This is a genomic window from Paracoccus marinaquae (assembly GCF_018860165.1).
Taxonomy (GTDB): domain Bacteria; phylum Pseudomonadota; class Alphaproteobacteria; order Rhodobacterales; family Rhodobacteraceae; genus Paracoccus; species Paracoccus marinaquae.
Genome location: NZ_JAHKNG010000035.1, coordinates 17,787 through 41,293, shown reverse-complemented (window position 1 = coordinate 41,293; position 23,507 = coordinate 17,787). Strand labels below are relative to the sequence as shown.

The 23,507-nt window shown below is 60.8% G+C and carries 24 protein-coding genes and 3 pseudogenes; 7 read left to right on the top strand and 20 right to left on the bottom strand.

Annotated elements, in window-relative coordinates; genetic code table 11:
- Positions 1 to 122: 122 nt before the first annotated feature.
- From KNW02_RS15920 to KNW02_RS15880, 9 genes are all read right to left on the bottom strand, one after another.
- Positions 123 to 311, bottom strand: coding sequence for a transposase (locus KNW02_RS15920; protein WP_252733977.1), 189 nt, complete (start codon positions 309 to 311; stop codon positions 123 to 125).
- A 101-nt stretch (positions 312 to 412) separates the two neighbouring features.
- Positions 413 to 955 (bottom strand): hypothetical protein, encoded by a 543-nt coding sequence (locus tag KNW02_RS15915; RefSeq protein ID WP_216034259.1) that lies wholly within the window; start codon positions 953 to 955, stop codon positions 413 to 415.
- A 102-nt stretch (positions 956 to 1,057) separates the two neighbouring features.
- Positions 1,058 to 2,275 carry a pentapeptide repeat-containing protein gene (locus KNW02_RS15910; protein ID WP_216034258.1) on the bottom strand — a complete coding sequence of 406 codons (1,218 nt, stop codon included), beginning with the start codon at positions 2,273 to 2,275 and terminating at the stop codon, positions 1,058 to 1,060.
- Positions 2,265 to 3,029, bottom strand: a complete 765-nt coding sequence (locus KNW02_RS15905; protein ID WP_216034257.1) for a hypothetical protein — start codon at positions 3,027 to 3,029, stop codon at positions 2,265 to 2,267. Before KNW02_RS15905 ends, KNW02_RS15910 begins: the two co-directional genes overlap by 11 nt.
- Before the next feature lie 13 nt (positions 3,030 to 3,042).
- Positions 3,043 to 3,615, bottom strand: a complete 573-nt coding sequence (locus KNW02_RS15900; RefSeq protein ID WP_216034256.1) for a recombinase family protein — start codon at positions 3,613 to 3,615, stop codon at positions 3,043 to 3,045.
- A gap of 298 nt (positions 3,616 to 3,913) precedes the next feature.
- Positions 3,914 to 5,188, bottom strand: a complete 1,275-nt coding sequence (eno, locus tag KNW02_RS15895; RefSeq protein WP_216034255.1) for a phosphopyruvate hydratase — start codon at positions 5,186 to 5,188, stop codon at positions 3,914 to 3,916.
- A gap of 23 nt (positions 5,189 to 5,211) precedes the next feature.
- Positions 5,212 to 6,621, bottom strand: a complete 1,410-nt coding sequence (gene pyk, locus KNW02_RS15890; protein WP_216034254.1) for a pyruvate kinase — start codon at positions 6,619 to 6,621, stop codon at positions 5,212 to 5,214.
- 20 nt (positions 6,622 to 6,641) lie between these two features.
- Positions 6,642 to 7,898 (bottom strand): glycerate kinase type-2 family protein, encoded by a 1,257-nt coding sequence (locus KNW02_RS15885; protein ID WP_216034253.1) that lies wholly within the window; start codon positions 7,896 to 7,898, stop codon positions 6,642 to 6,644.
- 7 nt (positions 7,899 to 7,905) lie between these two features.
- Positions 7,906 to 8,979: a tartrate dehydrogenase gene (locus KNW02_RS15880; RefSeq protein ID WP_216034252.1), complete on the bottom strand. Its 1,074-nt coding sequence runs from the start codon at positions 8,977 to 8,979 to the stop codon at positions 7,906 to 7,908.
- A gap of 184 nt (positions 8,980 to 9,163) precedes the next feature.
- Here KNW02_RS15880 and KNW02_RS15875 point away from each other — a divergent pair, with 184 nt between their 5' ends.
- Positions 9,164 to 10,078, top strand: coding sequence for a LysR family transcriptional regulator (locus KNW02_RS15875; RefSeq protein WP_216034251.1), 915 nt, complete (start codon positions 9,164 to 9,166; stop codon positions 10,076 to 10,078).
- Positions 10,079 to 10,216: 138 nt separating this feature from the next.
- Positions 10,217 to 11,482 carry an SLC13 family permease gene (locus tag KNW02_RS15870; protein WP_209057917.1) on the top strand — a complete coding sequence of 422 codons (1,266 nt, stop codon included), beginning with the start codon at positions 10,217 to 10,219 and terminating at the stop codon, positions 11,480 to 11,482.
- 443 nt (positions 11,483 to 11,925) lie between these two features.
- Here the strand turns inward: KNW02_RS15870 and KNW02_RS15865 are convergent, their stop codons facing one another.
- Entirely contained in the window at positions 11,926 to 12,159 is a 234-nt protein-coding gene (locus KNW02_RS15865; RefSeq protein WP_209057915.1) for a PIN domain-containing protein, read from the bottom strand.
- A gap of 139 nt (positions 12,160 to 12,298) precedes the next feature.
- Here KNW02_RS15865 and KNW02_RS15860 point away from each other — a divergent pair, with 139 nt between their 5' ends.
- Positions 12,299 to 12,541, top strand: coding sequence for a type II toxin-antitoxin system ParD family antitoxin (locus KNW02_RS15860; RefSeq protein WP_216034250.1), 243 nt, complete (start codon positions 12,299 to 12,301; stop codon positions 12,539 to 12,541).
- Complete coding sequence (locus KNW02_RS15855; protein WP_209057911.1) at positions 12,538 to 12,846, top strand: type II toxin-antitoxin system RelE/ParE family toxin; 309 nt, start codon at positions 12,538 to 12,540, stop codon at positions 12,844 to 12,846. Before KNW02_RS15860 ends, KNW02_RS15855 begins: the two co-directional genes overlap by 4 nt.
- Positions 12,847 to 13,145: 299 nt before the next feature.
- On the opposite strand, the gene KNW02_RS15850 is transcribed toward KNW02_RS15855, so the two are convergent.
- Positions 13,146 to 13,667, bottom strand: a complete 522-nt coding sequence (locus KNW02_RS15850; protein ID WP_216034249.1) for a hypothetical protein — start codon at positions 13,665 to 13,667, stop codon at positions 13,146 to 13,148.
- 157 nt (positions 13,668 to 13,824) lie between these two features.
- Between KNW02_RS15850 and KNW02_RS15845 the strand changes: the two are divergent.
- Positions 13,825 to 14,043, top strand: a pseudogene (locus KNW02_RS15845) (IS110 family transposase); the annotation flags it as partial.
- Between the two features lie 234 nt (positions 14,044 to 14,277).
- On the opposite strand, the pseudogene KNW02_RS15840 reads toward KNW02_RS15845, so the two are convergent.
- The 9 genes and pseudogenes from KNW02_RS15840 to repA all read right to left on the bottom strand — a co-directional run.
- Positions 14,278 to 15,083, bottom strand: a pseudogene (locus KNW02_RS15840) (transposase); the annotation flags it as partial.
- Positions 15,084 to 15,163: 80 nt separating this feature from the next.
- Positions 15,164 to 15,244, bottom strand: a pseudogene (locus KNW02_RS21305) (DUF6927 domain-containing protein); the annotation flags it as partial.
- 31 nt (positions 15,245 to 15,275) lie between these two features.
- Complete coding sequence (locus KNW02_RS15835; RefSeq protein WP_216034248.1) at positions 15,276 to 15,794, bottom strand: type II toxin-antitoxin system YhaV family toxin; 519 nt, start codon at positions 15,792 to 15,794, stop codon at positions 15,276 to 15,278.
- A complete protein-coding gene (locus KNW02_RS15830; protein WP_209057874.1) occupies positions 15,791 to 16,117 on the bottom strand; it encodes a type II toxin-antitoxin system PrlF family antitoxin in 327 nt (108 codons plus the stop codon). Before KNW02_RS15830 ends, KNW02_RS15835 begins: the two co-directional genes overlap by 4 nt.
- A 126-nt stretch (positions 16,118 to 16,243) precedes the next feature.
- The gene (locus KNW02_RS20915; RefSeq protein WP_252733976.1) at positions 16,244 to 16,702 is read right to left on the bottom strand and encodes a DUF6927 domain-containing protein; all 459 of its coding nucleotides are present in this window, start codon (positions 16,700 to 16,702) and stop codon (positions 16,244 to 16,246) included.
- 99 nt (positions 16,703 to 16,801) lie between these two features.
- Positions 16,802 to 18,973, bottom strand: a complete 2,172-nt coding sequence (locus KNW02_RS15820; protein WP_216034247.1) for a ParB/RepB/Spo0J family partition protein — start codon at positions 18,971 to 18,973, stop codon at positions 16,802 to 16,804.
- Between the two features lie 168 nt (positions 18,974 to 19,141).
- Complete coding sequence (gene repC / locus KNW02_RS15815; protein WP_216034246.1) at positions 19,142 to 20,353, bottom strand: plasmid replication protein RepC; 1,212 nt, start codon at positions 20,351 to 20,353, stop codon at positions 19,142 to 19,144.
- Positions 20,354 to 20,565: 212 nt separating this feature from the next.
- Positions 20,566 to 21,498, bottom strand: a complete 933-nt coding sequence (repB, locus tag KNW02_RS15810) for a plasmid partitioning protein RepB (protein ID WP_209057868.1) — start codon at positions 21,496 to 21,498, stop codon at positions 20,566 to 20,568.
- Positions 21,482 to 22,675, bottom strand: a complete 1,194-nt coding sequence (gene repA / locus KNW02_RS15805; protein WP_216034245.1) for a plasmid partitioning protein RepA — start codon at positions 22,673 to 22,675, stop codon at positions 21,482 to 21,484. Before repA ends, repB begins: the two co-directional genes overlap by 17 nt.
- A gap of 209 nt (positions 22,676 to 22,884) precedes the next feature.
- Here repA and KNW02_RS15800 point away from each other — a divergent pair, with 209 nt between their 5' ends.
- A complete protein-coding gene (locus KNW02_RS15800) occupies positions 22,885 to 23,112 on the top strand; it encodes an AbrB/MazE/SpoVT family DNA-binding domain-containing protein (RefSeq protein ID WP_216034261.1) in 228 nt (75 codons plus the stop codon).
- On the top strand, positions 23,102 to 23,497 hold the full coding sequence (locus KNW02_RS15795) for a PIN domain-containing protein (protein ID WP_216034244.1): 396 nt from the start codon (positions 23,102 to 23,104) through the stop codon (positions 23,495 to 23,497). The genes KNW02_RS15800 and KNW02_RS15795 overlap by 11 nt, the downstream gene beginning before the upstream one ends.
- Positions 23,498 to 23,507: the final 10 nt, after the last annotated feature.

Below are 23,507 nucleotides of genomic sequence, written 5' to 3'. Positions count from 1 at the left end.
TAGAGCGTTCCGTGGGTTCTCCGCATGTCTTCCTCCATCGCAAAAGGACGGCACCCGCCGCCCAACGTTCAGGATACAGACAGATCCGCCATGGGCCGGGCCGATGGAAAAGACATGCGGTCTTACGTCTCTTGTTTTGGCTCGTTGGCCCGTGGCGCAAAACGCGGGTCCTTCAACCATTTGAAAATAAGGTTCGCATTGACCGCATACCGCCGCGCCACTTGCGCAACCGACATCCCCGGCGTCGTCGCCTGCGCGCAAATCTCGCGCTTCTCCTCGTCAGCCCAAAACCGCTTCTTCCGCCTGCTCATAGAGCGCCCCATAGTGTCCACTATCGATGGTGGACACTTAGCCGCCTCCAGCAGCGCGCGTTAGGTCGGGTTCAACGGACGCTCACTTAAAGCCAGGAAAATTAATTCTTCTTTAGCTTCTCGTCCAAGTAATACTTTGAGCAAAAGAGCATGTTTGCGATTAGGTAGCCATCTAGTTGTTCGTCAACGCTATTGGTGGGTGGCAAATTCTGCTCTTCCTGCCACATTCGTTCGTTGTGGTCCTGTCCATCGACAGCAACTGCCTTCCATAATGTACCAACGACCTTTTCCAAAGTTGGACGTACGCCATTGATAGCGCCGTCGATATCAAAATCATCTGCCAGTGCCGCCTCTTTAAGTACATCAGGGAAGCGATCCATGAGGCCCTTTCTTATTGGACTGTTTTCTCTCATCATCGCACTGAGATAAGGATCTCGCGCACTCACGCGAACACTTCCGTAAGCAGCTCTGACTCGTTGATCGAAACAATCATACACAAAGTAAGTCATCTCATATTGCGTACCAAAGTCGCGTTTATCTTGTCCCCACGAGAACAGTTGAGCATTAGATGCTGATGTCGAGGTGAGTGCGACAAGAAGACTGATCGTAGCAGTTTTGGCGCGTTTTTTGGCTTTCGTGCACATCGGGTTTTTACCCTGCTTATCAAGAATTGATATGTTAGTCGGCCTAGCGCAGCACAACCACGCTGTCGCCATCCCAGACTTAGCCACTTCAGCACCAGATGTTCATCTAGGCAACTTGCTCTTCTGTTTTTCCTTGTGCTCGCGGCGGTTGGCAAGCCGCGCCCTCGCAGCCATCGACCTGATTGGGTCGTCACGGGCGAAGATGGTGCGGAGCACAGGCGCTGAATAAAGGACCTCTGCCTGCCTTTCATAGATGATAGCAGGGGTTACGGGCGAGGATTTCGACGAAATCTTCTTCTTGTGGGACGCATGAGGGTTCAGCCGCGCCTCGATAGCGTCGAGGCGGTGCGTGATAGCCGCGGAAATCTGCGTCCCCGCTGCTTCCTCGAAAAGCTCGGACAGATCCAAGACATCCTCGGCCTTCACGTCATCGAGCAGAGCCAACCGATTGACAGCAGCCAAGTGATTCCGCCCCAGTCTAATGGCGGCCTCAAGAATCAATTCCTTTCGAAGGCCCGCGTTCTCTTGGCGCAAGAATAGTCCCTTCATGCTCTCGAAATTCTGCATGAAAATGCCGGTGTTCGCGCTTGCCTTAAAGGCAGACAGGCGGACACGCGGCGATTTTGCAGCGCACAGTTGGACGATTAAGTTTCTGACATCACTATCATGCCCGTGAAGACTCGATGCGATGGTCGTGAATTTCTCGATTAGTGGGGTGTTCTCACTTTGCCGCGCGAAGATACTCAGCATGAGCTCGTGGAGTTCGGTTCGGGAGCTGGTGAAGCTTCTGAGGAAGTAGAACAGGTCGGTACGCTTGGTGAGGTCAATGTCGTCGGCGAGCAGCTTCTGGCAGAGGATCGCCGCAGTCCTTTTGTCGGCCTTTTTCAGGATTGAGTGCCTTTCGCGCTGGTTTCTATAGCGTGCATGAAACCAGCTGGATATTTCAAAAGGATCGCCTTCAAGCAGAGTGCGATACATGCGGTCAGCCATCGGATTATCTTTGAATAGACGCAACTCTCGGTAATACGTCGCAAAACATGACCCTTGGAGATCGGCTCCTTCAAAATTTGTGCTGCTATCAAAGATAACATCGGCGCCGTAGCTGCCACGCAGGTCAGCGCCGCGAAAGTCGAACCCGCGCAAGTCGGCCTTCGAAAAATCAGCGTCCCGGAGGTTGCTGCAACGGAAGTCTCGCGCGGGGTCCAGGCCCAGTGCGATGCAGGCTTCCGAGAATTCACCAGATGTGGCCGCGACCGCCTCAAAGGCGGCCTCAAGATCACCGGGATCCACAAGCGTCTGTAGGCTGGCGTCATTCCTCATCTGGCAACTGAATATTCGCGGACGATAACGTGATTTCACCAACATACTTGCCGGTCCCGCGGAGGGCGGAATCAATTGACTTCGAGATAAAGATGTCCATCAGTCGGCGCTGTGTTCGGCTGAACCTTTCGAAATATCTCAATGAACGCTTGTCCTTCGCGACCTGGGCGATCGCGACGTCCCTCTGCCTAACGGTTGCGCGCGCCAGCACAGTTGTTCGGTTGGCTCGCTCGGCGCGAGCAAACCTTACCAAGCTATCACTTTCCAAGTAGGTACCGTTGAGAGGGCTGTCGTCTGCTTCCCGGACTTCCCAACGGAGGTTAGGCAATGCCTTTACTAGGTTGTGCACGAGGAGGTCATGTGAGGTCAGGGTGGTTTCCCGCTGCACAGACACATGCATCTCACCTGAAGCAGAGGCTCCAAGCGACGGACCGGTTATGTCAACAGTCGCGTTCGCTGACGCCTTGAACCCCTTGGCTACGTGATTTTTCTGGGTGATGACCCTGTCCATCTCGGAGGTCGGTGGCCTGCGCGACTCGCCATAGCGGCTTTCCGGCACCGGCGACGCTCCTTCAATATCTAGGGATAGCGTCAACTTTGATATCGAGATTTCGCAGGTCTCGTCACCCAGATCTAGATCTCCAGAGGCCAGCCGCAATTCAACGAGGCAGTCCAGCTCGTTTTCGCGCGTAGACGAAGGCTCCACGCGGACGACCAGCTCGCAAAGCTCGGAAACGGCGTTCGTGGTATTCATATGGCCTCCGAGGCTATTCAATTTTTTCGTCCGCTTTGGTGCCCGAGGCTTTCAGCGCGCGGTAAACGGTCATGCGTGACACACCTAAATCGCGGGCGATCTTGGCCTTGCTCGCGCCTTCGGCTGCCAGCCTTCGAATTTTCAGGTCATCGACCTGCTTTCGCCTGCCCTTATAGACACCCTTCTGCTTTGCCGCCTCGATGCCGGCTCGCTGGCGATCACGGATGAACGTCAACTCCATGTCAGCGACCATCCCAAGGACGGTTATCACCATACGCCCCATTCCGCCTGCCGTGGTCACCTCAGGCTCAAGAACACGCAATGATGCACCCTTGGCATCCAACTCATGCACCAGGTTCAGGACGTCGCGGGTCGAGCGGCCGAGGCGATCAAGGCGAAGCACGACCAGTTCGTCATCTGCGCGCAGGAACTCCAGAATGGTTGCGAGTTCGTTCCGACCATCGCGGGACGCACCCGAGCCAGTCTCCGCACGGACTATCTCGCAGCCGGCCGCTTTCAGCCTGGCCTTCTGGATCTCAAGATCCTGGCTCGATGAGCTGACGCGGGCGTAACCGATCCGGGGCATGGCATTCTGTAACTTTAGGGTGGCTTCTACAATGATACTGTCACTATGATCTCCGCGCCACTCATTTGTGGCATTTTCGAGTGTCACAGCCGGTAGTAACCTGTGGGTGTACCCAAATGGGACACAGTTCAAGATGGATGAGCACCGCAGCTCAGCCGCGGCGGACCATCGGCTGTGACCGGCAGCGCTAATCCGCGTCGCGAAAGCGGCCGGTCTCGTCTGCCCCCCCGGCATCTTCACCCCGACCGAGGGCCTCGCCGGGGCAACCCCATCTGGCAAGCCAGATACTTGTTTGGCCTTAGCGCAGGATGCTGCGGCCGGCATATTCGCCGGTTTCGCCCAGCATTTCCTCGATGCGGATCAACTGGTTGTATTTCGCCAACCGGTCCGACCGCGCCAGCGAGCCGGTCTTAATCTGGCCGCAATTGGTCGCCACGGCCAGATCGGCGATGGTCGCGTCCTCGGTCTCGCCGGAACGGTGGCTCATTACCGAGGTATAGCCCGCACGGTCGGCCATGCGCACCGCGTCCAGCGTTTCGGACAGCGTGCCGATCTGGTTGACCTTGACCAGCAGACTGTTGCCGCAGCCCTTCGCGATGCCATCGGCAAGGCGCGTCGGGTTGGTGACAAACAGATCGTCGCCGACCAGTTGCACGCGACCGCCCAGCTTGTCGGTCAGCAGCTTCCAGCCCTCCCAGTCGTCCTCCGAGCAGCCATCCTCGATCGACAGGATCGGGTAGGCGTCGCAGAGCGCGGCGAGATAGTCGACATTCTCGGCCGGGCTGAACGATTTGCCCTCGCCCTTCATCTCGTATTTGCCGCCCTTGAAGTATTCCGTGGAGGCGCAGTCCAACGCCAGCATGATGTCGTCGCCGGGGGTGTAGCCGGCCTTCTCGACCGCCTTCAGGATGAAATCCAGCGCGTCGCGGGTGGACGACAGGTTGGGCGCAAAGCCGCCCTCGTCGCCGATGCCGGTCGACAGCCCCGCCGCCGACAATTCCTTCTTCAGCGTGTGGAACACCTCGGACCCCATGCGCACGGCCTCGCGGATATTCCCGGCGCTGACCGGCATGATCATGAATTCCTGGATGTCGATCGGGTTGTCGGCATGTTCGCCGCCATTGATGATGTTCATCATGGGCACCGGCAGGATGCGCGCCGAGGTGCCGCCGACATAGCGATACAGCGGCTGGCCGGTGGCCTCGGCCGCGGCCTTGGCGACCGCCAACGACACGCCGAGGATCGCGTTGGCGCCAAGCCGGCCCTTGTTGGGTGTGCCGTCCAGTTCGCACATCATCGCGTCGATGGCGCGCTGTTCGGTCGAATCCTCGCCGATCAGGTTCTCGGCCAGCTCGCCATTGACGGCGGCCACGGCCTCCAGCACGCCCTTGCCCATGTAACGGGCCTTGTCGCCGTCGCGTTTCTCGACCGCTTCATGGGCGCCGGTCGAAGCACCCGAGGGCACCGCCGCACGACCCATCGTGCCGTCTTCCAGCGTGACGTCGACCTCGACGGTCGGATTGCCGCGGCTGTCCAGGATCTCGCGTGCGAAAATGTCGATGATGGCGGTCATGGGGTCCCTTTCGAAAGATCGGCTCATGCGAATGTCGCGACGCGGATATTGTTGGTGCTACCTGATTGACCGAATGGCACCCCGGACAGAACGACCAGCCAGTCGCCGGCGCTGGCCGAAAGCAGTGACCGACATTCATGCAGCGCCGTTTCGACCATGCCGTCATAGTCATGAACGGAATCCTCGGTCAGTGCCAGGGCACCCCACAGCAGCGCCATCCGGCGTCCGACATGGGGATCGCGGGTCAATACGATCAGCGGCAGGAACGGGCGGCGGGCCGAGACCCGGCAGGCGGTGCTGCCACTGGAGGAATAGGCAACGACCGCACGGGCGCCAAGCGATGAGGCCAGCGCAGCACCGATATCTGCGATGGCGTCGGCCGGCGATTCTGCCGGTTCGCGCGATGCGGAGATCGCGCGGGCGTAATGCGAGTGAGCTTCGGTGCTGCGGATGATGCGGTTCATCACCGCGACGGATTCGACCGGATAGGCGCCGGCGGCGCTTTCGGCGGACAGCATAACGGCATCGGCACCGTCATAGATCGCGGTGGCGACGTCCGAGGCTTCTGCCCGCGTCGGCGCGGGCGACAAGGTCATCGATTCCAGCATCTGCGTCGCCACAATGACCGGGCGGCTTGCGCGACGGCAGAGTGCGATCAACTCTTTCTGCCGTGCGGGCACCTGCTCGGGCGGGATTTCGACGCCCAGGTCGCCGCGTGCGATCATGATCGCGTCCGATTTGCGGACGATTTCCACGATGTCATCCAAAGCCGACGGCTTTTCGATCTTCGCTACCAGCCCGGCGCGGCCATCAATGATTCGCGTTATCTCATCGAGGTCGCTGGCGTTCTGCACGAAGGACAGCGCGACCCAATCAACGCCATGCAGCAATCCGAAGTCCAGATCGCGGCGATCTTTTTCGGTCAGGACCGGCAGGTCCAGAACCGTATCGGGCAGGTTGACGCCCTTGCGGTCACTTACCTTGCCTCCCTCGATGACCTCGGCCTCAATTCGATCGGGCGCGACGTTGCGCACCTCCAGCCGCACCCGTCCGTCGTCAATGAACAGTCGATCACCGGGTTCGAGTGCCGCGAATATCTCGGGGTGCGGCAGGGGCAACTCGGCGCCCTCAGCAGTCTCACCTTGCGCAAAGGTGACGATCTGACCGCGTTCCAAATCACGCTGCCCGCCGCCAATCCTGCCAAGCCGGATTTTCGGGCCCTGAAGGTCCTGCAGGATGCCGATCGGGACGCCAACCTCTGTTTCGATGTCGCGTATCGCCGAGATGACCCCGGCGTGGGTGTCATGATCGCCGTGACTGAAGTTCAGGCGAAAGGTATCGACGCCGTTATCGAAAAGCCGGCGCAGCATGGTGGGCGAGGCACTGGCGGGGCCGACGGTTGCCACGATCTTGGCGCGTCTGTCGCGGATCATCATTCTGTCCTTTCCATGGATCAGAGCACCATGATCGCCCTGAAATCGTTCACATTCGTCAGTGTCGGTCCGGTGCGGATCAGCGCGCCGATCCGGTCAAACAGGCTGTAGCTGTCATGGCCCTCCAGATAGTCGCGAGGGGCCAGACCGGCGGCTTCAGCCAGAGACAGTGTCCGCGGACCGATGATGGCACCGGCGGCATCTTCGGTCCCGTCGATCCCATCCGTATCGGCGGCCAGCGCATGAATGCCAGGATGGCCGTCCAGCGCCAGAGCCAGAGCCAGCAGGAATTCGGTGTTTCGACCACCGCGACCGGGGACAACATCGCCGATCGTGACCGTTGTTTCACCGCCCGAAAGCAAGACCGCCGGTGGTCTGGCGGGCATGCCGTGACAAGCGGCCGAACGTGCCATACCCGCCATTGCAATGCCCAGTTGGGACGCCTCGCCCTCCAGCGCGTCGCCCAGAAGCAGCGTCGTGAGTCCGGCAGCGCGGGCGATATCTGCCGCAGCTTCCAACGATATCTGCGGCGTGGCGATCAAGCGGTAGTCGGGGGTGAAATCCGGCTGAGCGGACGGTGATTTCAGCAGGATCTCACGCGCGGGCGCCGGCAGGTTTGGCCCCAGTCTCGCCACAAGATGCGACAGGTCGTCCTCCGCGGTCGGATCGGGCACCGTCGGACCCGAGGCAATCGCCGCCGGATCGTCGCCCGGCACGTCCGATATGGCCAGCGTCACCAGCCGCGCCGGTGCTGCCGCCTGTGCCAGCCTGCCGCCCTTGATCAGCGACAGGCGTCGGCGCACGCGGTTCATGTCCTCGATGGTCAGCCCGGATGCCAGCAACAGCCGGTTGACGGTCATCTTGTCGCCCAGTGTCAGCGGCGGCGCCGGCAGGGTCATCAGCGCCGAGCCGCCGCCCGAGATCAGGGCCAGAACCAGGTCATCCGGGCCGGCCTGCCGGACCGTCCGCAGGATTTCGGCCGCCGCCTTGTGCCCGGCCTCGTCGGGAACCGGGTGCGAGGCCTCCAGCACCCGGATCCGGTCGGTCTGCACGGCATGACCGTAACGGGTCACGACCACGCCCGACAGATCGACATCAGGCCAGGCCCGTTCAACGGCCAGGGCCATCGCGGCGGCGGATTTCCCGGCGCCCACGACGATGCAGCGGCCAGCGGGCTTTTCGGGCAGATGCCGGGCGAGGACGGCGGCGGGATCAGCCGCCGCAATCGCCGCTTTCAGCATCCGTCGCAACAGATCTTGCGCGTCCTCCTCCCTCATGGCGCCCTCAGATATTCTCGCCGCGGATGGCGTCGCACACGGCGTCCGTCACCTGTTGCGTGGTGGCGTTTCCGCCGACATCAGGGGTCATCACGCCATCCTCGCAGACCTTTTCGACGGCGCGCATGAGCCGGTCCGCGGCGTCTTTTTCGCCCAGATGCTCCAGCATCTGCGCGGCGGTCCAGAAGGTTGCGACCGGGTTGGCGATGCCTTTTCCGGTGATGTCGAAGGCCGAGCCGTGGATCGGTTCGAACATGGACGGATAGCGACGTTCCGGGTCGATATTGGCGGTCGGCGCCACGCCCAGGCTGCCCGCGAGCGCGCCGGCAAGATCCGACAGGATGTCGGCATGCAGGTTCGTAGCGACGATGGTGTCGAGGCTTTGCGGGTTCTTGACCATCCGCACGGTCATTGCATCGACCAGCATCTTGTCCCAGGTCACATCTGGGAATTCCTGCGAAACCTCGGCGGCGATCTCGTCCCACATCACCATGCCATGCCGCTGTGCGTTGGATTTCGTCACCACCGTAAGGAACTTGCGGGGACGTGATTGGGCCAGCGTGAAGGCATAGCGCATGATCCGGGTCACACCGACGCGGGTGAAGATCGCGACTTCGGTGCCGACCTCTTCGGGCAGGCCCTTATGGGCCCGGCCGCCATGGCCGGAATATTCTCCTTCCGAGTTCTCGCGCACGATCACCCAGTCCAGATCGCCCGGTCCCACGCCGGCGAGCGGCGACTGGATGCCCGGAAGGATGCGCGTCGGGCGCACATTTGCATATTGGTCGAAGCCCTGGCAGATCGGCAGCCGTAGCCCCCACAGCGTGACATGATCGGGCACATCCGGCGCGCCCACGGCGCCGAAAAAGATCGCGTCGAAGGCTTTCAGCTGCTCTGGTCCATCCTCGGGCATCAGGGCGCCGGTCTTCTTGTAGCGCTCCGAGCTCCAGTCGAACTCGGTCACGTCGAAGGTAAAGCCTCCGTCGCGGCGGGACAGCGAGTCCAACGCCTGAAGGCCGGCGGCGATGACTTCAGGGCCGATGCCATCGGCGGGAATGGCGGCGATCTTGTAGCTTTTCATGGGTCTCTCCTCATGCGGTTCCGGGCGCCGGCTGGGTCGCGGGGCGGGCCATGGCGGCCCAACGCATCTCCTCCCTCGCGACGCCCTGCGGCGATCACAGGGCGAAACTGCGCCTCAGCCTGCGATTCCGCAATTTGCGTAGAATTATATATGAGAAGGATATAATCTGGCGGAGGAGGAGATCATGGATATTCAGCAGATCAGGTGTTTCCTGGCCGTGGCCGGGGAACTGCATTTTGGGCGCGCAGCCCAGGCCATGGACATGCTGCCCGCTTCGCTCAGCAGACAGATCAGACTTCTGGAGGACCGCTTTGAAACGCGGCTGTTCCTTCGCACAACGCGCAATGTGGCGCTGACTGAGGCCGGCATGACGATACTGGACGACGCCCGCGCCCTGGTCGCACAGGCCGATCGTTTTGAGCAGCGCATCCGCAGCGTCAGGCGCCGTGAGACGGCCGTGCTGAAGGTCGGCGCCATAGACAGCGCGGCAGCCGGATTGATGCCGCAGTTGTTGCAACTGTTGCGGGCACGGCGGCCTGACATCGAAATCCAACTGGTCGAGCAGAAGACCATCCACCTGCTGCCGCGAATCCTCAGCGGCAGCCTCGATATCGCCTTCTGCCGCCCACCAGATATCCGCGATCCAAAGATCCATTTCCAGACCCTGTTCTTCGAAACAGCCATGGTCGCCCTGCCCGTGGGCCATGCACTGGCCGGTTATTCCGAACTGACGGTCAATGATCTTGCCGACGCGCCGTTGATCGTTCCCGATCGCCGCTCTCGCCCGCATTCGCATGACTTGACCATCAAGCTATTTACCGATGCCGGTCTCACCGCACGAATTGCGCAGATCGCCGAGGAAAAGCACACGATCGTCAATCTCGTGGCGACGGGAACGGGACTGGCGATCGTGCCACGATGGGCATCGCGGATCGCTGTGGCAGGCGTCATGTTCGTTCCGCTGGTGCTTCCCGAGGGCACTACACGCGGGAAGCTGATCCTGGCCGCCGCTTGGGCACGTGGCACCCGCGACGATCAGCGCGACGCGCTACTGGCAGTTCTTGACGAAAATCTGCAGGTCATTGAGGACAGCGCCTGACAGATCAGCTCCATCACAAAACCATTGCAGGAATTAATATAATTTCTGGCGAATGTATCGCCGCGAACCTTCCACGTATCCCGGTTTCGACCTGCACCTAAGACACGAGGGGCAGAACCGGAAACCTGGGAGGAAACCATGGACCCTGCAACAATTACCCTGCTGCTACTGCTGTTCGCGATCGTCATGTTCGTGTGGGAGCGGATTCCGCTGGCCCTGACAGCCATGATCGTCTGCGTCGGCCTTGTACTGACCGGCGTGCTTGACGCAGGTGAGGCCTTCGACGGCTTCGTCAACAGCAATGTCATCCTGTTCGTCGACATGTTCATCATTGGCGGCGCGCTGTTCCAGACCGGCATGGCGGCAGAGATCGGCGGTCTCGTCACGCGCTTTGCCAGGACCGAACGGCAACTGGTCGTCGCGATCATGCTGATCACCGGTCTGATGTCGGGTGTGTTGTCGAACACCGGCACCGCAGCGGTCCTGATTCCGGTCGTGATCGGCATCGCCGCCAAATCCGGGTTTGCGCGCTCGCGCCTGCTGATGCCGATTGTCTTTGCGGCGGCGATGGGTGGCAATCTCAGCCTGATCGGAGCGCCCGGCAACATGATCGCCCAAGCCGCGTTGCAGGAGAATGGGCTCAGCTTTGGTTTCTTCGAGTATGCTCTTGTCGGACTGCCGATCCTGCTGGCAGGTATCCTCTTCACCGCCACGATCGGCTTCAGGCTGCTGCCCGATCACAAGACCGAAGAAATGGCAGCCAATAGCCTTGACGAGACCACGTCATCCGTTCCGCAATGGAAAAAGAACGCATCTCTGATCGTCCTGCTCGTCACCATTCTTGGCATGGTGTTCGAGCAACAGATCGGAATCCGCCTTCATATCACCGGTGCCATCGGAGCCATTTCACTGATCCTGTTGGGTGTCATCAGCGAACAGCAGGCCTATCGTTCGATCGACGCCAAGACCATCTTCCTCTTCGGTGGCATTCTGTCCTTGGCTGCGGCGATGGAAAAAACCGGTGCGGGCCAGATGATCGCCGAAACCGTTCTTGGCGTTACCGGCCCCGAGACGCCGATGTTCGTTTTCCTGCTGGTCATCTTCCTGCTGGCCGTCGTGATGACCAACTTCATGTCAAACACCGCGACGACCGCGCTTCTGGTGCCGATCAGCCTGTCGATCTCGACACAGATCGGTGCCGATCCCCGAGCCGTCCTGATGGCTACCGTGATCGGCGGGTCACTGGCCTATGCAACCCCCATCGGCATGCCAGCCAATGTCATGGTCTTGGGGCCGGGCCGGTATACGTTCATGGACTACACGAAGGCCGGTCTACCGCTGATCCTGGTCTCGACGGTTGTCGCAATGATCCTGCTGCCGATCCTGTTTCCGTTCTTCCCGTAGATCGGGTGGCGTTGGGGACGGAGGAAAGACCGCGAGGGAAACTCGCGGTCTTTCTTCGTGTCCACGAAACCGGCAGCAGCTCAGGATTCTACGCAAGCTTGAACGCTGACGAAAAAGCAGCCTAATCATTGAACCAAAAGCTCTCCGGTAAAACCGCATCAGTTCAATGACCACCAGGCAGCCGCCAATGCCTATCTGTCCGAAAGGCTCGGCAGGCGTGTCGGGCCGGAGCAGGTTCTGAACAGATCGCCGAAGCGGGAGATGACCATCTCCCACGATGACATCGTGCGCCTTGAACGGGAAATCCCGCAGGAGTTCGAGCTCTATGAAGGTGCCGCGTAGGACGCGGGGCAAACCGCGCAGGGCTGTTCAGGGGTGGGCGGAGCGCTCTAAATATCTGATTCAACGTGTATTAATTTGTGAATATTCCATAATGTTTGTTATTACGCATAATTTTGTGGCCTCTGCCCCTCTTGGAAAACCGCATTCAGTAGCGATGAATCGAATCTCAGGCTCAGGGATGATCTGATCCAGTTTTCAACACGCAGACCGCGAACGCGGGAAAATTCGTCCGTGTTGTCAGTCACGAGCACCGCACCAATAGCGCCGGCATGAGCCGCGATCAGCAGATCGCTCGGACCAAAGGGCCTCCCGGCGGCTTCAAGCTCGGCACGCATACCCCCCTACTCCGCGTCAGCAGGCATAGCCGAGAAGCTGGCCGACCGGCGCGGATGGCAGGCGCGGCACTGGGATCGGAATTGATAATAATTCATAAGTCGCCTATCTTGACCACATGGCGAGATTGGAGAACACGCAATGATCAGCGCAGAATTGGGAAAATCTTTGGAATCCTACATCCAGCGGCTCGTGGAATCGGGCCGCTACGGCTCCAAAAGTGAAGTGCTGCGGGAAGGGGTGCGGCTGGTCGAAGAGCGCGAGAAGCGCCTTGCGGCGCTGGATATGGCCATAGAACGCGGCTTGGCAGATATCGAGGCGGGCCAAACTCATGCAATTGAAGACGTGGCTGTGGAACTCGCGCAGCGGTATGCCTCTGCATGAAGGTCCGCCTATCATCCGAAGCGCGGCAAGATCTGATCGCCATCGGTGATTACATCGCGCGGGACAATCCGCCCCGTGCGCAATCCTTCGTGGCCGAATTGGCTGGCAAATGCGCCAGCCTCGGCCAGATGCCGAAGGCTCACCCTCTGGTGCCGCGTTACGCGCAAAAAGGCGTTCGACGGCGGGTGCATGACAACTACCAGATTTTCTATCGCGCCGATGACAACGAGGTTTTCGTGATCCGTGTGCTGCATGGTGCGAGGGACTACGCTGCTCTGCTGTTTCCCGAGGATGATCCGCAATGATGAACGCTGATTGCCGCAACGAGATCATCGCCCGTCGCGGTGCCCCGGCAACCGAAGCCGAATTGCAGGCCCTGTCGGCGTAGCTCGTCGATTACTTCTCGCGCACCCGGCACGGTGGTGACCTCGACCGCGCCGCTGTTCGCTCGATCCGTGGCCGTCTCGCTCCGTCGGCTAACGCTAGCGCATCACCGGCAACTTCAGCGGCACCGCCGCAAATGCGTCACACGTTGAGTTGCCTGAAACAGGGATCATGGCGATCCCCTGCCCCCCTGCCCCCATGATGCGAGAGCGTTAGACGCTCATGTTGACTGAACGCTCCCGGCAAGATCGAGGATCTTGCGCCAATGGAGCCAGACCCAAAAACTGACATAGGCTGCGGCGATCAGGACGGGGACCGTGGGGTTCATGCCGATCAAGGCCACGAATTGAAGCGGCACAATCGAGATCAGAATGTGCAGTGGTGCCACCTGGCCGACAGCCTGTCTCAAAGCCTCTTTGGAGGTGATGCCGCTATAGCTGGCACGCTGGTCCGCTTCCGTCGTTCGCCGCCGCGCCGCCAGTTCACGGGCATCAAGGATCTGCGCCATTTCCTGACCTGCGGCGGTGTCGCTCCCGAAGAGCTCCCGTCCTTCATCCAGCAATTGGGCCGCAGCCTGTTCCCACGCCTCGCATTCCTGATCCAGTTCGTCGATCTCCTTCTGCCACTGCCGATCGCGCGCCGCTCTGGCTTGGGCGGCTTTGCTTTCCTCATCGCGTTGGCGCGCCAGGAACGCCGCAACTTCGCGCTGACTTGCAGTCCTGATCTGAATGGGCCGGGTCATGGCTCGATCTCCTTTCAGATGGAGTTTACCATGTTCGCATCGAGCGAGAAACATTTCATGAACAAAGCCCGCTTTTCTGCTAGAAACCGTGACATGAAGTCCCCTGCCCTTATTGTCCTCAGCCTCCTGGCGCTGTCGATCCTCTCCATCGACCCGGTTGGCCGGCCAGACCGCTGTTCTCAAGCGGACCAACAGCTTCCGCGACAAGTTCGAGCGCTACATCTCCAAGGATCGACACAACGCTCATCTGCGCCGCAAGGCTTACACCGCGATCGCGGCCAAGATGGCGCGCACCGTACACGCCGTAGTCAATCACGGCGAACCCTATCGCCCCTTCTTCGAGGGGGTGAGCCCAGGCGGAAGGACCTCTCTCTGACGAGCCGTGGAGGCAGCTTGCTGACCTCGTAGATAATGTTCGGGCCTTCTGCTTGGGATTTGGGATCTCGTATTGAGGACGGTGAGGGCCGCCAGAGCGCGTACCCTGTGTTTGCTATGGAAGAGATCATTTCTTGACGGCAGAGCCCGTCTGGGCAACCTTAACAGGGCATCCGGGACACCGGATGCCCCATGACCTGCTGACCTAAGCAGCCAGATCTTCCCCACATAGGACGTTGTCACTGACAATGCTGGCAAGCTTTCCATAGATGCGGACAAGGGCATCCAGTTCCCGAGCAACCCGGGCACCGGAAATGCTGGTGTCGGCTATCAGGCAGAGATTTTCGCGGCAGCAATCGTCGTTCACCGCCAGAATGCGGAACTTGCGCGAGGCACCGAACGTGTCGGACAGGAAGTCCAGGGACCAGCGCTCTCCCGGCCTCAGAGCTTCTGGCATGGGTGTCCGTGAGCCACGGGCGCGTTTCCGGCCCCGTCGTCGCCTGACGCCAAGCTTCTCTTCCGTGTAAAGCCGATACAGCTTCTTGTGGTTCATGATCATACCATTGCGTTCCAGCATCACCCCGATCCGCCGATAGCCAAACCGGCGCCGCTTGGCTGCGACGGCCTTCATCTCTTTGCGTATCTCGGGATTGTCCGGCGGGCGTTCACGCCGGACCGTCTTGGGATCGACACCGACAAGTCGGCAGGCCCGGCGCTGCGAGATGCCATGATCCCGCATCGCTCTGAGCGCTGCCTCTCGCCGCTCATTCGGCGCCGTCAGCTCTTTCCCAGCAAGTCCTTCAGCACAACGTTGTCCAGCATGCTGTCCGCCAGCAGACGCTTGAGCATGGCGTTCTCGTCTTCCAGCGCCCTCAGCTTGGCGGCGTCAGACACCTCCATGCCGCCATACTTGGATTTGAACTTGTAGAACGTGCCTTGGCTGAGGCCGTGCTTGCGGCACACCTCCGCTGTCGGCATTCCGGCTTCCTGTTCCTTGATCATCCCGATGATCTGCGCCTCGGTGAAACGGCTCTTTCGCATCTGTTTGCTCCGTCGAAAGGTCGAGCAAACTCTACATCAGAACGAGGGAAGTTTCGGGGGGCAGGTCATCAGCGAGAAACTCAGCCACCCTGACCCGCCAAAAACTCCGCCAGCACAGGACTGGCCTCGCCCTTTGCAGAGCTGAGCAGCTCCGAGCAGGCCCTGGGCCACGGCAAGGCTTCTGAAGGCCGCTTACCGGTCAGGCACCGCGTCAAGGGACGTCTCGAACCGCTTGTCCTCCGCCGCAGCATCTTTCAAGAGCGCGTCGAAATCGTCAGGTGGATTGCCATCTTCCAGCATCCCTTTGAAGGTCGCATAAGCATCCGTCTTGCTGCCGTAGGCGCGCAGGGTCTTGTCGTCGTTCACCCATGCCACCACGATGATCTTCGCATCGCTGTTGAACCGGTAGAACAACCGATACTGCTGGAAGAATTTCGCCCGGAACCAGTGCTTGCGGTGATCGCCGAGTGTGCCGCCTTGCCGGAAGGCGGCGGCACCGGGATCTGCCGGTATGGCCTCGGTGACCAGCTTGAAGATGGCGGCCAGCCGCTTCGCGCAGTTCTTCTTCTGCCAGGTCTTGGGATCGCGCGCCCTACGCGTCTCAACCTCCTCGATCAGCCCTTCGAGCTGGTCCAGAAAGAGCGGATGCGCATAAATCGACCATCCGTTTACGACAAGGGGCGCTTGGGCGGGCACGCTATCGCCGCTCATTCATCCTCGCGCGATAGCGGCGCATCGAGATCGACGTCAACGTCTCCGACCAGAGCTGCAAGACGGTCATGCAAAGCCCCATCGAACGCCCGAATGCGGTCTGGATGCGCCTTGATATCGGCCTCGACAAAATCGAGAAAGACTCCGAGCACGGGATCTTCCTCGTCGCTGCGCACGGGCTCGATATAGACCCTGCCACTCGGCTCGGTGCAGTAGCGAATCTGGTCGCCCTTGCCCAGCTTGAGCTGTTTGCGCACACCCGCCGGCACGGTCGTCTGATACCGATCCGTGAGTTTCGAGACATCTTGTGCGAGCGCTGTCATGGCAGTCTCCTGAAAGAAGAGGGTCTTTGCTGTCCACCGACAGGTAATGCATTTGCATTACCGTGTCAAGGTAAGCCGCAGGATCTGCTCTCGCCGGGCGGGTCGAGCAACCCACCGGCGCAGCCCCTATTCTCGCGCCGCAAAATACTCCGCCAGCACTGGGCTTGCCGCACCCTTCGCGGAACTGAGCAGCTCCGAGCCTGCAAGCGGGGCCTTCGAGAGCCGCACGAGCCCGCCAGTTTCCTCGATGCGGTAGCAGCGGCGTTGTTGCCGCCCCCGCCTGTAGTGCGTCGCGGTGACGATCTGGCAGGTGCTGCCATCGGTGAGCGTCACAGGGGTGACAAGCCTGATCTTGTCGCCTTCCTCGTAGTCCGGGATCGCAGCCCAATCCCGGCAGCGCTGACGCCAGCCATGACGGACGGTGTACGGTCGGGGCGGCTCCTTCTTCACGAGACGGTCAACGTCGTTCGATCTCTTCCAGGCGGCAAGCTTCTTGGTGAAGCGTGCCGGCGGCTTCGAACTGCCGTCGGTATAACGGATCAGCGCCCAGAGGGGAGCTGTGACGATGATGGTGGTCGCAGACATGATTCCTCATCCCGAATGCGAGTGTTCGCATTCAGCATATTGATATTGCTGGCTTTTGTTGGAATGAGGGCGGGTTTCCCCGCCCCCGGATGGCTCAGATCACTCTGCGGCCATCATCGACGCGGGGTTCTCCGGCAGGTTGGCCGTCAGGAAGGCGGGGAGATCAATGTCGTCGGGCTCGCCCGCATCTTCCCCCTGCCCTTCTGCAATCGCCTCGCCGTCGCATGCCACCAGATCGGCCCGGCGCAGGACCTCGGGCAACCTGCCGGTGCCCTTGAGGAGTCGCTCGGCTTCGGTCGCCATCTCACCCTTCTTCAGGTGGTCGAAAAGCTGCGCGGTCCCCTCCCCCTTAGCCTCGCGCACGGTTTCGAGGATCCGGGCCTTCGGCACGCGGTTGAGATAGCCATCGACCGTCGGCTCCCAACCTGCCTCGACCATGTCGAGATCCACCGCGCGCGCCACGAGATCGGCATGCGCCATGCGGCGGGTCAGGCCTCTGGCGGAGATGCCCGCACCGTAGGGGTTCACCTTCACATGGAGCGCGTTGATCCCGAAGCTTAGGCAGTGCGCCAGCAGCGCCAGACGGCTGCCCTCGTCGAGAACGGACAGATAATCCCAGAGCGCAACATCGTCGTCGAGGGGCAGATCGGCCTCCCAGGCGGCTTGCCGTTCGTCGACCAGCTTGGCCACGACGCTGTCCTTCAAATCGGGCGCCTGCGCCGACATGTAGACATGGCGCACCGATGCCTCGAGACAGCTGCCCGTCGCAGAGGAGGTGCGGAAGGTGTCCGTCACGAGCTTCAGGAGCAGGAGCGTCAGCGCGACGTCCGGCGAGCGCCCGATGGCCTCGCGCAGCGCGAGTGTCCGATGGGCGGTCAGTTCCATGACCAGCCGCTCAGTCAACGGCTTAAGCGCCCCGTCGTCGTCCTCCTCGCACGCATCCGCGCCGATCGGTTGCCCGTCTGAGGTGATGACGGTGCCGCCCCCGGACGTCACTGACGGTTTCCAGCTGGAACCGCAGACATCACCCCCCTGCCCCATGGTATCCTCAGCATCACCATCCTGGACCGCGGACTCCTCACGCGGCTCGTCTTCGGGCCGGACATAGCCGCGATAGACCGCAATGCTGCCATCCCGATCCAGCGTCACGAAGACGCCCGCGCGCCCGACCTCGGCCGGGTCGTAGATCAAGGGCCGCTGTTCGAGCGCTTCCATCGCCATCTCGAGCGGCCCGAGCCGCGCGTCGATCTCCTCGCGATATTCGTCCTGACCAGAGTATTCCTCCTCCAGCGCACGATACTTGGCGAGAAGCGCGGCGTGAGACGCGCTTTCCTCGTCGGTCATCTGTGCGGGATCACCGGCGGGACGCCGCAGACCGTGGCTGTAGCCATAGGGCAGATCGGTCGCCACCTCGATCGACTTCCAGCCCTCCGAGGCCAGCGCCTCGGCTTCGGCCTGAAGCTTCTCGGTGACCAGCCGGTCGAGCAGAGCAGGGTCCTCGAGCCAGCCACCGTCATCGCCCTGGAAGAGATCACGCAGCACGACACCGCCCGCCGCCTCATAGGCATTGACACCCACAAAGACCGCGCGGCGATCCGAGGCCCGGACCGAGGTTTCCGTCAGCATGCGCCGGATGGCGTAGGGCTCTTTGTGCCAGGAGCTCTTCACCGCATGCCAGACCTGCTCCTGACGCGCGTGATCCGGGTTCACCGTTAAGGTCATCAGTTGTTCCAGCGTCATGCCATCCTCGGCATATACCTCGAGCAGGGCAGGGACCACGGAGGCGAGCTTTAGGCGCTGCTTCACGATCTGCGGCGTCACGAAGAACGCCGCTGCGATCGCTTCTTCGCCCTGACCATTCTCGCGCAAAGCAACGAAGGCGCGGAATTGATCCAGCGGGTGCAGGGCGACGCGCTGCATGTCCTCCGCAAGCGAGTCATCTTCGGCCAGAATCTCGGAAGCGGCATCCCGAACGATGCAGGGGATCGGTGCGGTCTTCGCCAGCCGCTTCTGCTTCACCAAGAGCGACAACGCCTGGAAGCAGCGGCCACCGGCCGGGATCTCGAACATGTTGGTCTCGACACCATCGGCATCAAGCACCGGCCGGACATTCAGGCTCTGCAGGAGCCCGCGGCGGGCGATGTCCTCGGCCAGTTCTTCGACCGAAACGCCGGCCTTGATGCGACGCACGTTGGACTGGCTCAGCACGAGCTTGTTGAAGGGGATATCCCGCGATGGGGACAGGACGACGTTCTGGGTTGCTTTCGCCATCAGATCTTCTCCACGACGGGCGCCGGAAGCCACTCTCCCGATCTCACTTCCCGTCACCCCTCAAACCCCCAACCTTTTCCTCTCGAACATCCTGTTGCTGCCAAGAGCCGACTTAACAGCTGTTAAGTCATGACACGCGAGCCATGGACGATCTGCACTTAACAGCTGTTAAGCCGCACTCCGCCGACCGATCAACGCCATGACCATCGGCCCGCAGGAAAACTCACCGGCTGCGGCCTTGGATGTCAGCGCGCGAAGATAGCCACCCGGCGAACGGATGTCGGCAAAGCGCTCCAGTATGGCGACAACGACGATCGACGCCTGCTCGGGGCCCATCAACCGTTGCGCTTCTTCCCAGGCGGATGCACTGATCCCCATGGCAGGCCGGACGTGGCAAGCCGCGTCGAAAAGCTGGTGCCAGTGCCGGATATCGCCTTGGTAAAAAGTTTTGAGGGAAGGGCAGGCGGCAAGTACTAGGTGGAGCGGGATTTTCGGGACTTGTCGTGTGTCCGGCTCTTCAACGGCAGCAACAGGCGCATCCGTATCATCATCTCGCGCGTCGGCCGACGCCGTGCCTTTTTCTAAGGCAGGTTCAAGATCTATAGATTCTTTATTTGAATTATGATGGTGACGATCAAAACAGGCAGCATTGGTGTTCATCTCTTCTGTTTCAGGGCCATCAATGACGTTCCGCGCCTGGTCGAGAAGGGCTTCAAGTTCGACCCGATAAGCCGCAAGGTCCTCAAGCGGCAGCTTGCGACGTAGGGCGCGTGCCGTGAGGGCGGCCGTGTCGCGCAGCTGATCCCAGAGGCCAAGGCCAGGCCGGATCTCCTCTCCGAACTCCGAGAGGGCCGCGAGATCGCGCCGCATGAGGCTGACGACCTCCCTCAACCGCCTGACACGCTCCTCGGCCTCACGCACGGCCTCTGCGGCCCGCGCGATCTCCTCGGACCGGCAGTAGAGCGGCGAGAGGTCGAAGCCGAAAGCCACACGCTCTTCGCCGTGCTTGCGGACATAGCGCTTCCCGTTGGGGCTATCGCGCCGCATGAGCAAGCCTGCCTCGACCAGGCGCGCCAGGTGACGGCGCATCGTGGAGCAAGGCATGCCGTTCAGTCGCTCGCAGATCGCCTTGTTGGAAGGGAAGACGACCATCTCGGTGTTCCCGCCAAGTGCATCATCGGGAAAGAAGCTGAGCAGCCCTTGGAGAACCGTCAGATCGCGCTCGGAAACCCCAAAGGCAGCCTGCGCCTTGGACAGCTCGCGCAAGAGCTCCCACTTGTTGACGGGCTTGCCAGGAACGGACGCCTCGGGTCGCTCGACTACGCGCAGATGGGCGTGCGAGATCGGCCGCATAAACGACGAAATCGGTGTGTACTCCATGTTTTTAGTTCACGAAGGCAAAATTTCCCTAGCCCGCGAATCGCTTTGCGCTTGCGGGAAAGGGGCCAGATCGCTACATTCAGAGGTGCGAAAACTGAAGTTTTGTAGCGGGCTGGTCCCGTGCGAAACCTAAGAAAGGTCTCGTGAAGCTTGCTTCTCGGGGCCTTTTTCTTTTCTGCCTGTCTCGTGCCTCCTGTGTTTGTTGCTCTTCCTCAGTCTTCCGAACGCTTCCAGCGCTCGTGAAGCTCGGCGATCAACTGCGGGGCATGGCCCTCCAACCAGCTGACGAAATCACTGTCCTCGGCCTTCAACTCGAGCTTGAGTTGCTTGCCACGACGTCCAGTAGTGACAGTGGCTGCACCGACGCCCGGAATGACCGTGCCAGGCTGCCCGCGAGGGCGAGACGAGGACGCGGTCTGTTCAGGCTTTCCTGCAGCGGAGAGGACGGCCAAGAATGCATTATCGGATTTCTCGTTTATCCCACCTTGGTGGGTTGTCTTCGCCTCACCGGCCAAAGCGGCAAGCCGTTCGCGATCGACATCTTTAGACCCAAGCAACTTCTTGAGCTCTTCCCATCGGGGCCTTCCGATGCCCGGCGCCGCGCCAATGGCCAGGATCAAGTCCTCCCCCACGGTGCGAACCACGCTTAACAGCTGAGAAACGCCTGCTTCAGTCAAATTGAGAACCTCGGCGACACCCTTGTTTGTGCGTTCAGATGCGCTCAGATGGTCACCGTCCAGCAAGGCGGCGGCGACAAGCGCGCGTTCGATGAAGCTAAGATCCCGACGCTCCTGGTTCTCCAAAAGCTGATCGCGAAGCGCCTGATCGCCCTCCATCTCCGTGACGATGGCGCGGACCTTTATGCCGAGTTCCCTGCAAGCTTCCAGCCGACGACGGCCATAGATCAGGCTGTAGCGCTCACCCTCAAGCGGCCGGACAAGGATCGGCACGCGCTGACCATTCTTGGAAATCGAGGCTTTGAGACCCTCGGTCTCGATCTGCAAACGGTCATCGAGCCGACCTGCGGTCTCGATTTGGTCAGGCTCGATTTCGAAGACGCCGCCGCGCAGCCTGCGCCCTTCCAGTGCGTCAGGCGCATTGCGCAGGGTCTGCAACGGCATCCCGAGTTTAGGCTTTCTTGCCATTCCGGCCCCACGTGTTCTGGATGATCGCAGCGATCTCGTCGTTTACAGCGTTCATGGACTCGATTGCGCGGTCGAATGTCTGACGCGTGAAGTCCTTCTTGTCGGCCTCATAGAGCGTCTGCTTGGTCAGCCCCGCGTCAGAGATAGCCGTCGACTCAACCATATGGTTGGTGAGGACTGACCTACCGAACAGTCCACGGATAAAGGCAATGACCTCGGTCTGTGGGGCATCGCCCACCTTGTATCGGGTCGGTAGGAACCGCAGCCAGTCGAAACGAAGATTTGCACCGGCATCCCGGATGACACCGAGCAGATCAGCGGTCATGCGCAGGAACTGCGACATGGACATCAAATCGAGCATCTGCGGGTGAACGGTTACAAGGACGCCGGAGGATGCCGACAAGGCGGACATGGTCAGGAAGCCGAGCTGCGGGGGACAGTCGATGACGACGACGTCGTAGTCTGCTTCGACACTGTCGAGCGCATCACGCGCCCGCGCGAAAAAGGCACGCGCACCACCTCGCTGAATGGCGGCCGGCGTCTCGTGCTCGAATTCCATGAGTTCGAGGTTGCCGGGAATCAGATCAAGACCGCGGATGTATGTCTTGCGGATCACATGCGAAATCGGAACCGGCTCATCGTAGCGCACCGCGTCATAGAGGGTCCCGCCCTCCATCAGGTCCAATTCAGGCTGGATGCCATGCAGCGCGGAAAGGGAAGCCTGTGGATCGAGGTCGATCGCAAGCACCCGATATCCCTTGAGCGCCAAGCGTTGCGCCAAGTGCGCCGACGTGGTTGTCTTGCCGGACCCACCCTTGAAGTTGACGACAGAGATAATCTGAAGCTCATCCCCGCTGCGACGTCCCGGTACGTAGGTGCCAGGCTTTTTTGCATTTGCCTCAAGGGCGTGGCGGATGTCCCAGACATCATCCAGCGTATACCGACGGTGACTTCCCGCAGTCGTTTCGACCTCAGCGATCTTTCCTTCTCGATGAAGCTTGCGAAGATAGGTATGGTCGACCCCAAGCAACTCGGCCGCTTCACCGCTGGTCAGGCTGCGCATGACCTTCTTGGCGTCGGGGGGGAAGTGAGCCGCACGTTGCGCGTAAAGGTTCGACGCGAGAAGCTCTGCGTAGTGCCCGATGGCAATGTCTAGGTCCTGCTCAGCGTCGCTCATCTCTGCCTCGATCCGTGGGCGCGATTTTTATGTGACCACGCGGTATTTTTCGAGACTATTGCCCGACATGCCAGATTCGCGCAAGCTCTTTCTAAATCTGGTGTCAGTAGCTGCGTCGTGCACAAGCGTGGCTACGGTTTGGTGGCAGGCTTGTTCTTGGAGCCCTTTGGATATACATTACACAGGGTATATCCACCTAGGAGGCCATGATGCAGGTCGCAAAATGGGGCAACTCGCTTGCCGTCCGTCTGCCCGCGGAGCTTGTCCGAGAACTTGGCTTGAAAGAAGGCGATCAGATCGACCTGGTCAAGGACGACGGCCAGGTGAGGGTGAGGCGCCTCGCGCGGGCGGACGAGGTGCTGACCGGTCTGCGGCGCTTCCGGGGCAAGCTGCCTTCTGAGGACCGCTTGAGCCGCGTCGCTGCGCATGAGCGCTGAGTTCGCGGACACGAATGTTGTCCTATACGTGCTCGACGAAGGCCCGAAGGCCGACCGGGCTGAGACAATCTTGGGGCAGGGACCCCGGATCAGCGTCCAGGTCCTGAACGAGACGCTCGTAAACTGTCGGCGCAAAGCCGGGCTCAGTTGGGAGGAGACGGGGGCGTTTCTGGAAGGCCTGCGCGCATTGTGTCCTGTCGAAGAGCTGACCCTGCAAACCCATGACGTCGGCCGTGCCTTGGCGGAGAGCTACGGGTTCTCAATATATGATGCGATGATCGTGGCGAGCGCTCTGATTGCGGGCTGCGCCACGCTGTGGAGCGAGGACATGCAAGATGGACTGCTCGTTGAAAACCAGCTGCGGATAGTGAACCCGTTTGCGTAAGGGGGTGGCT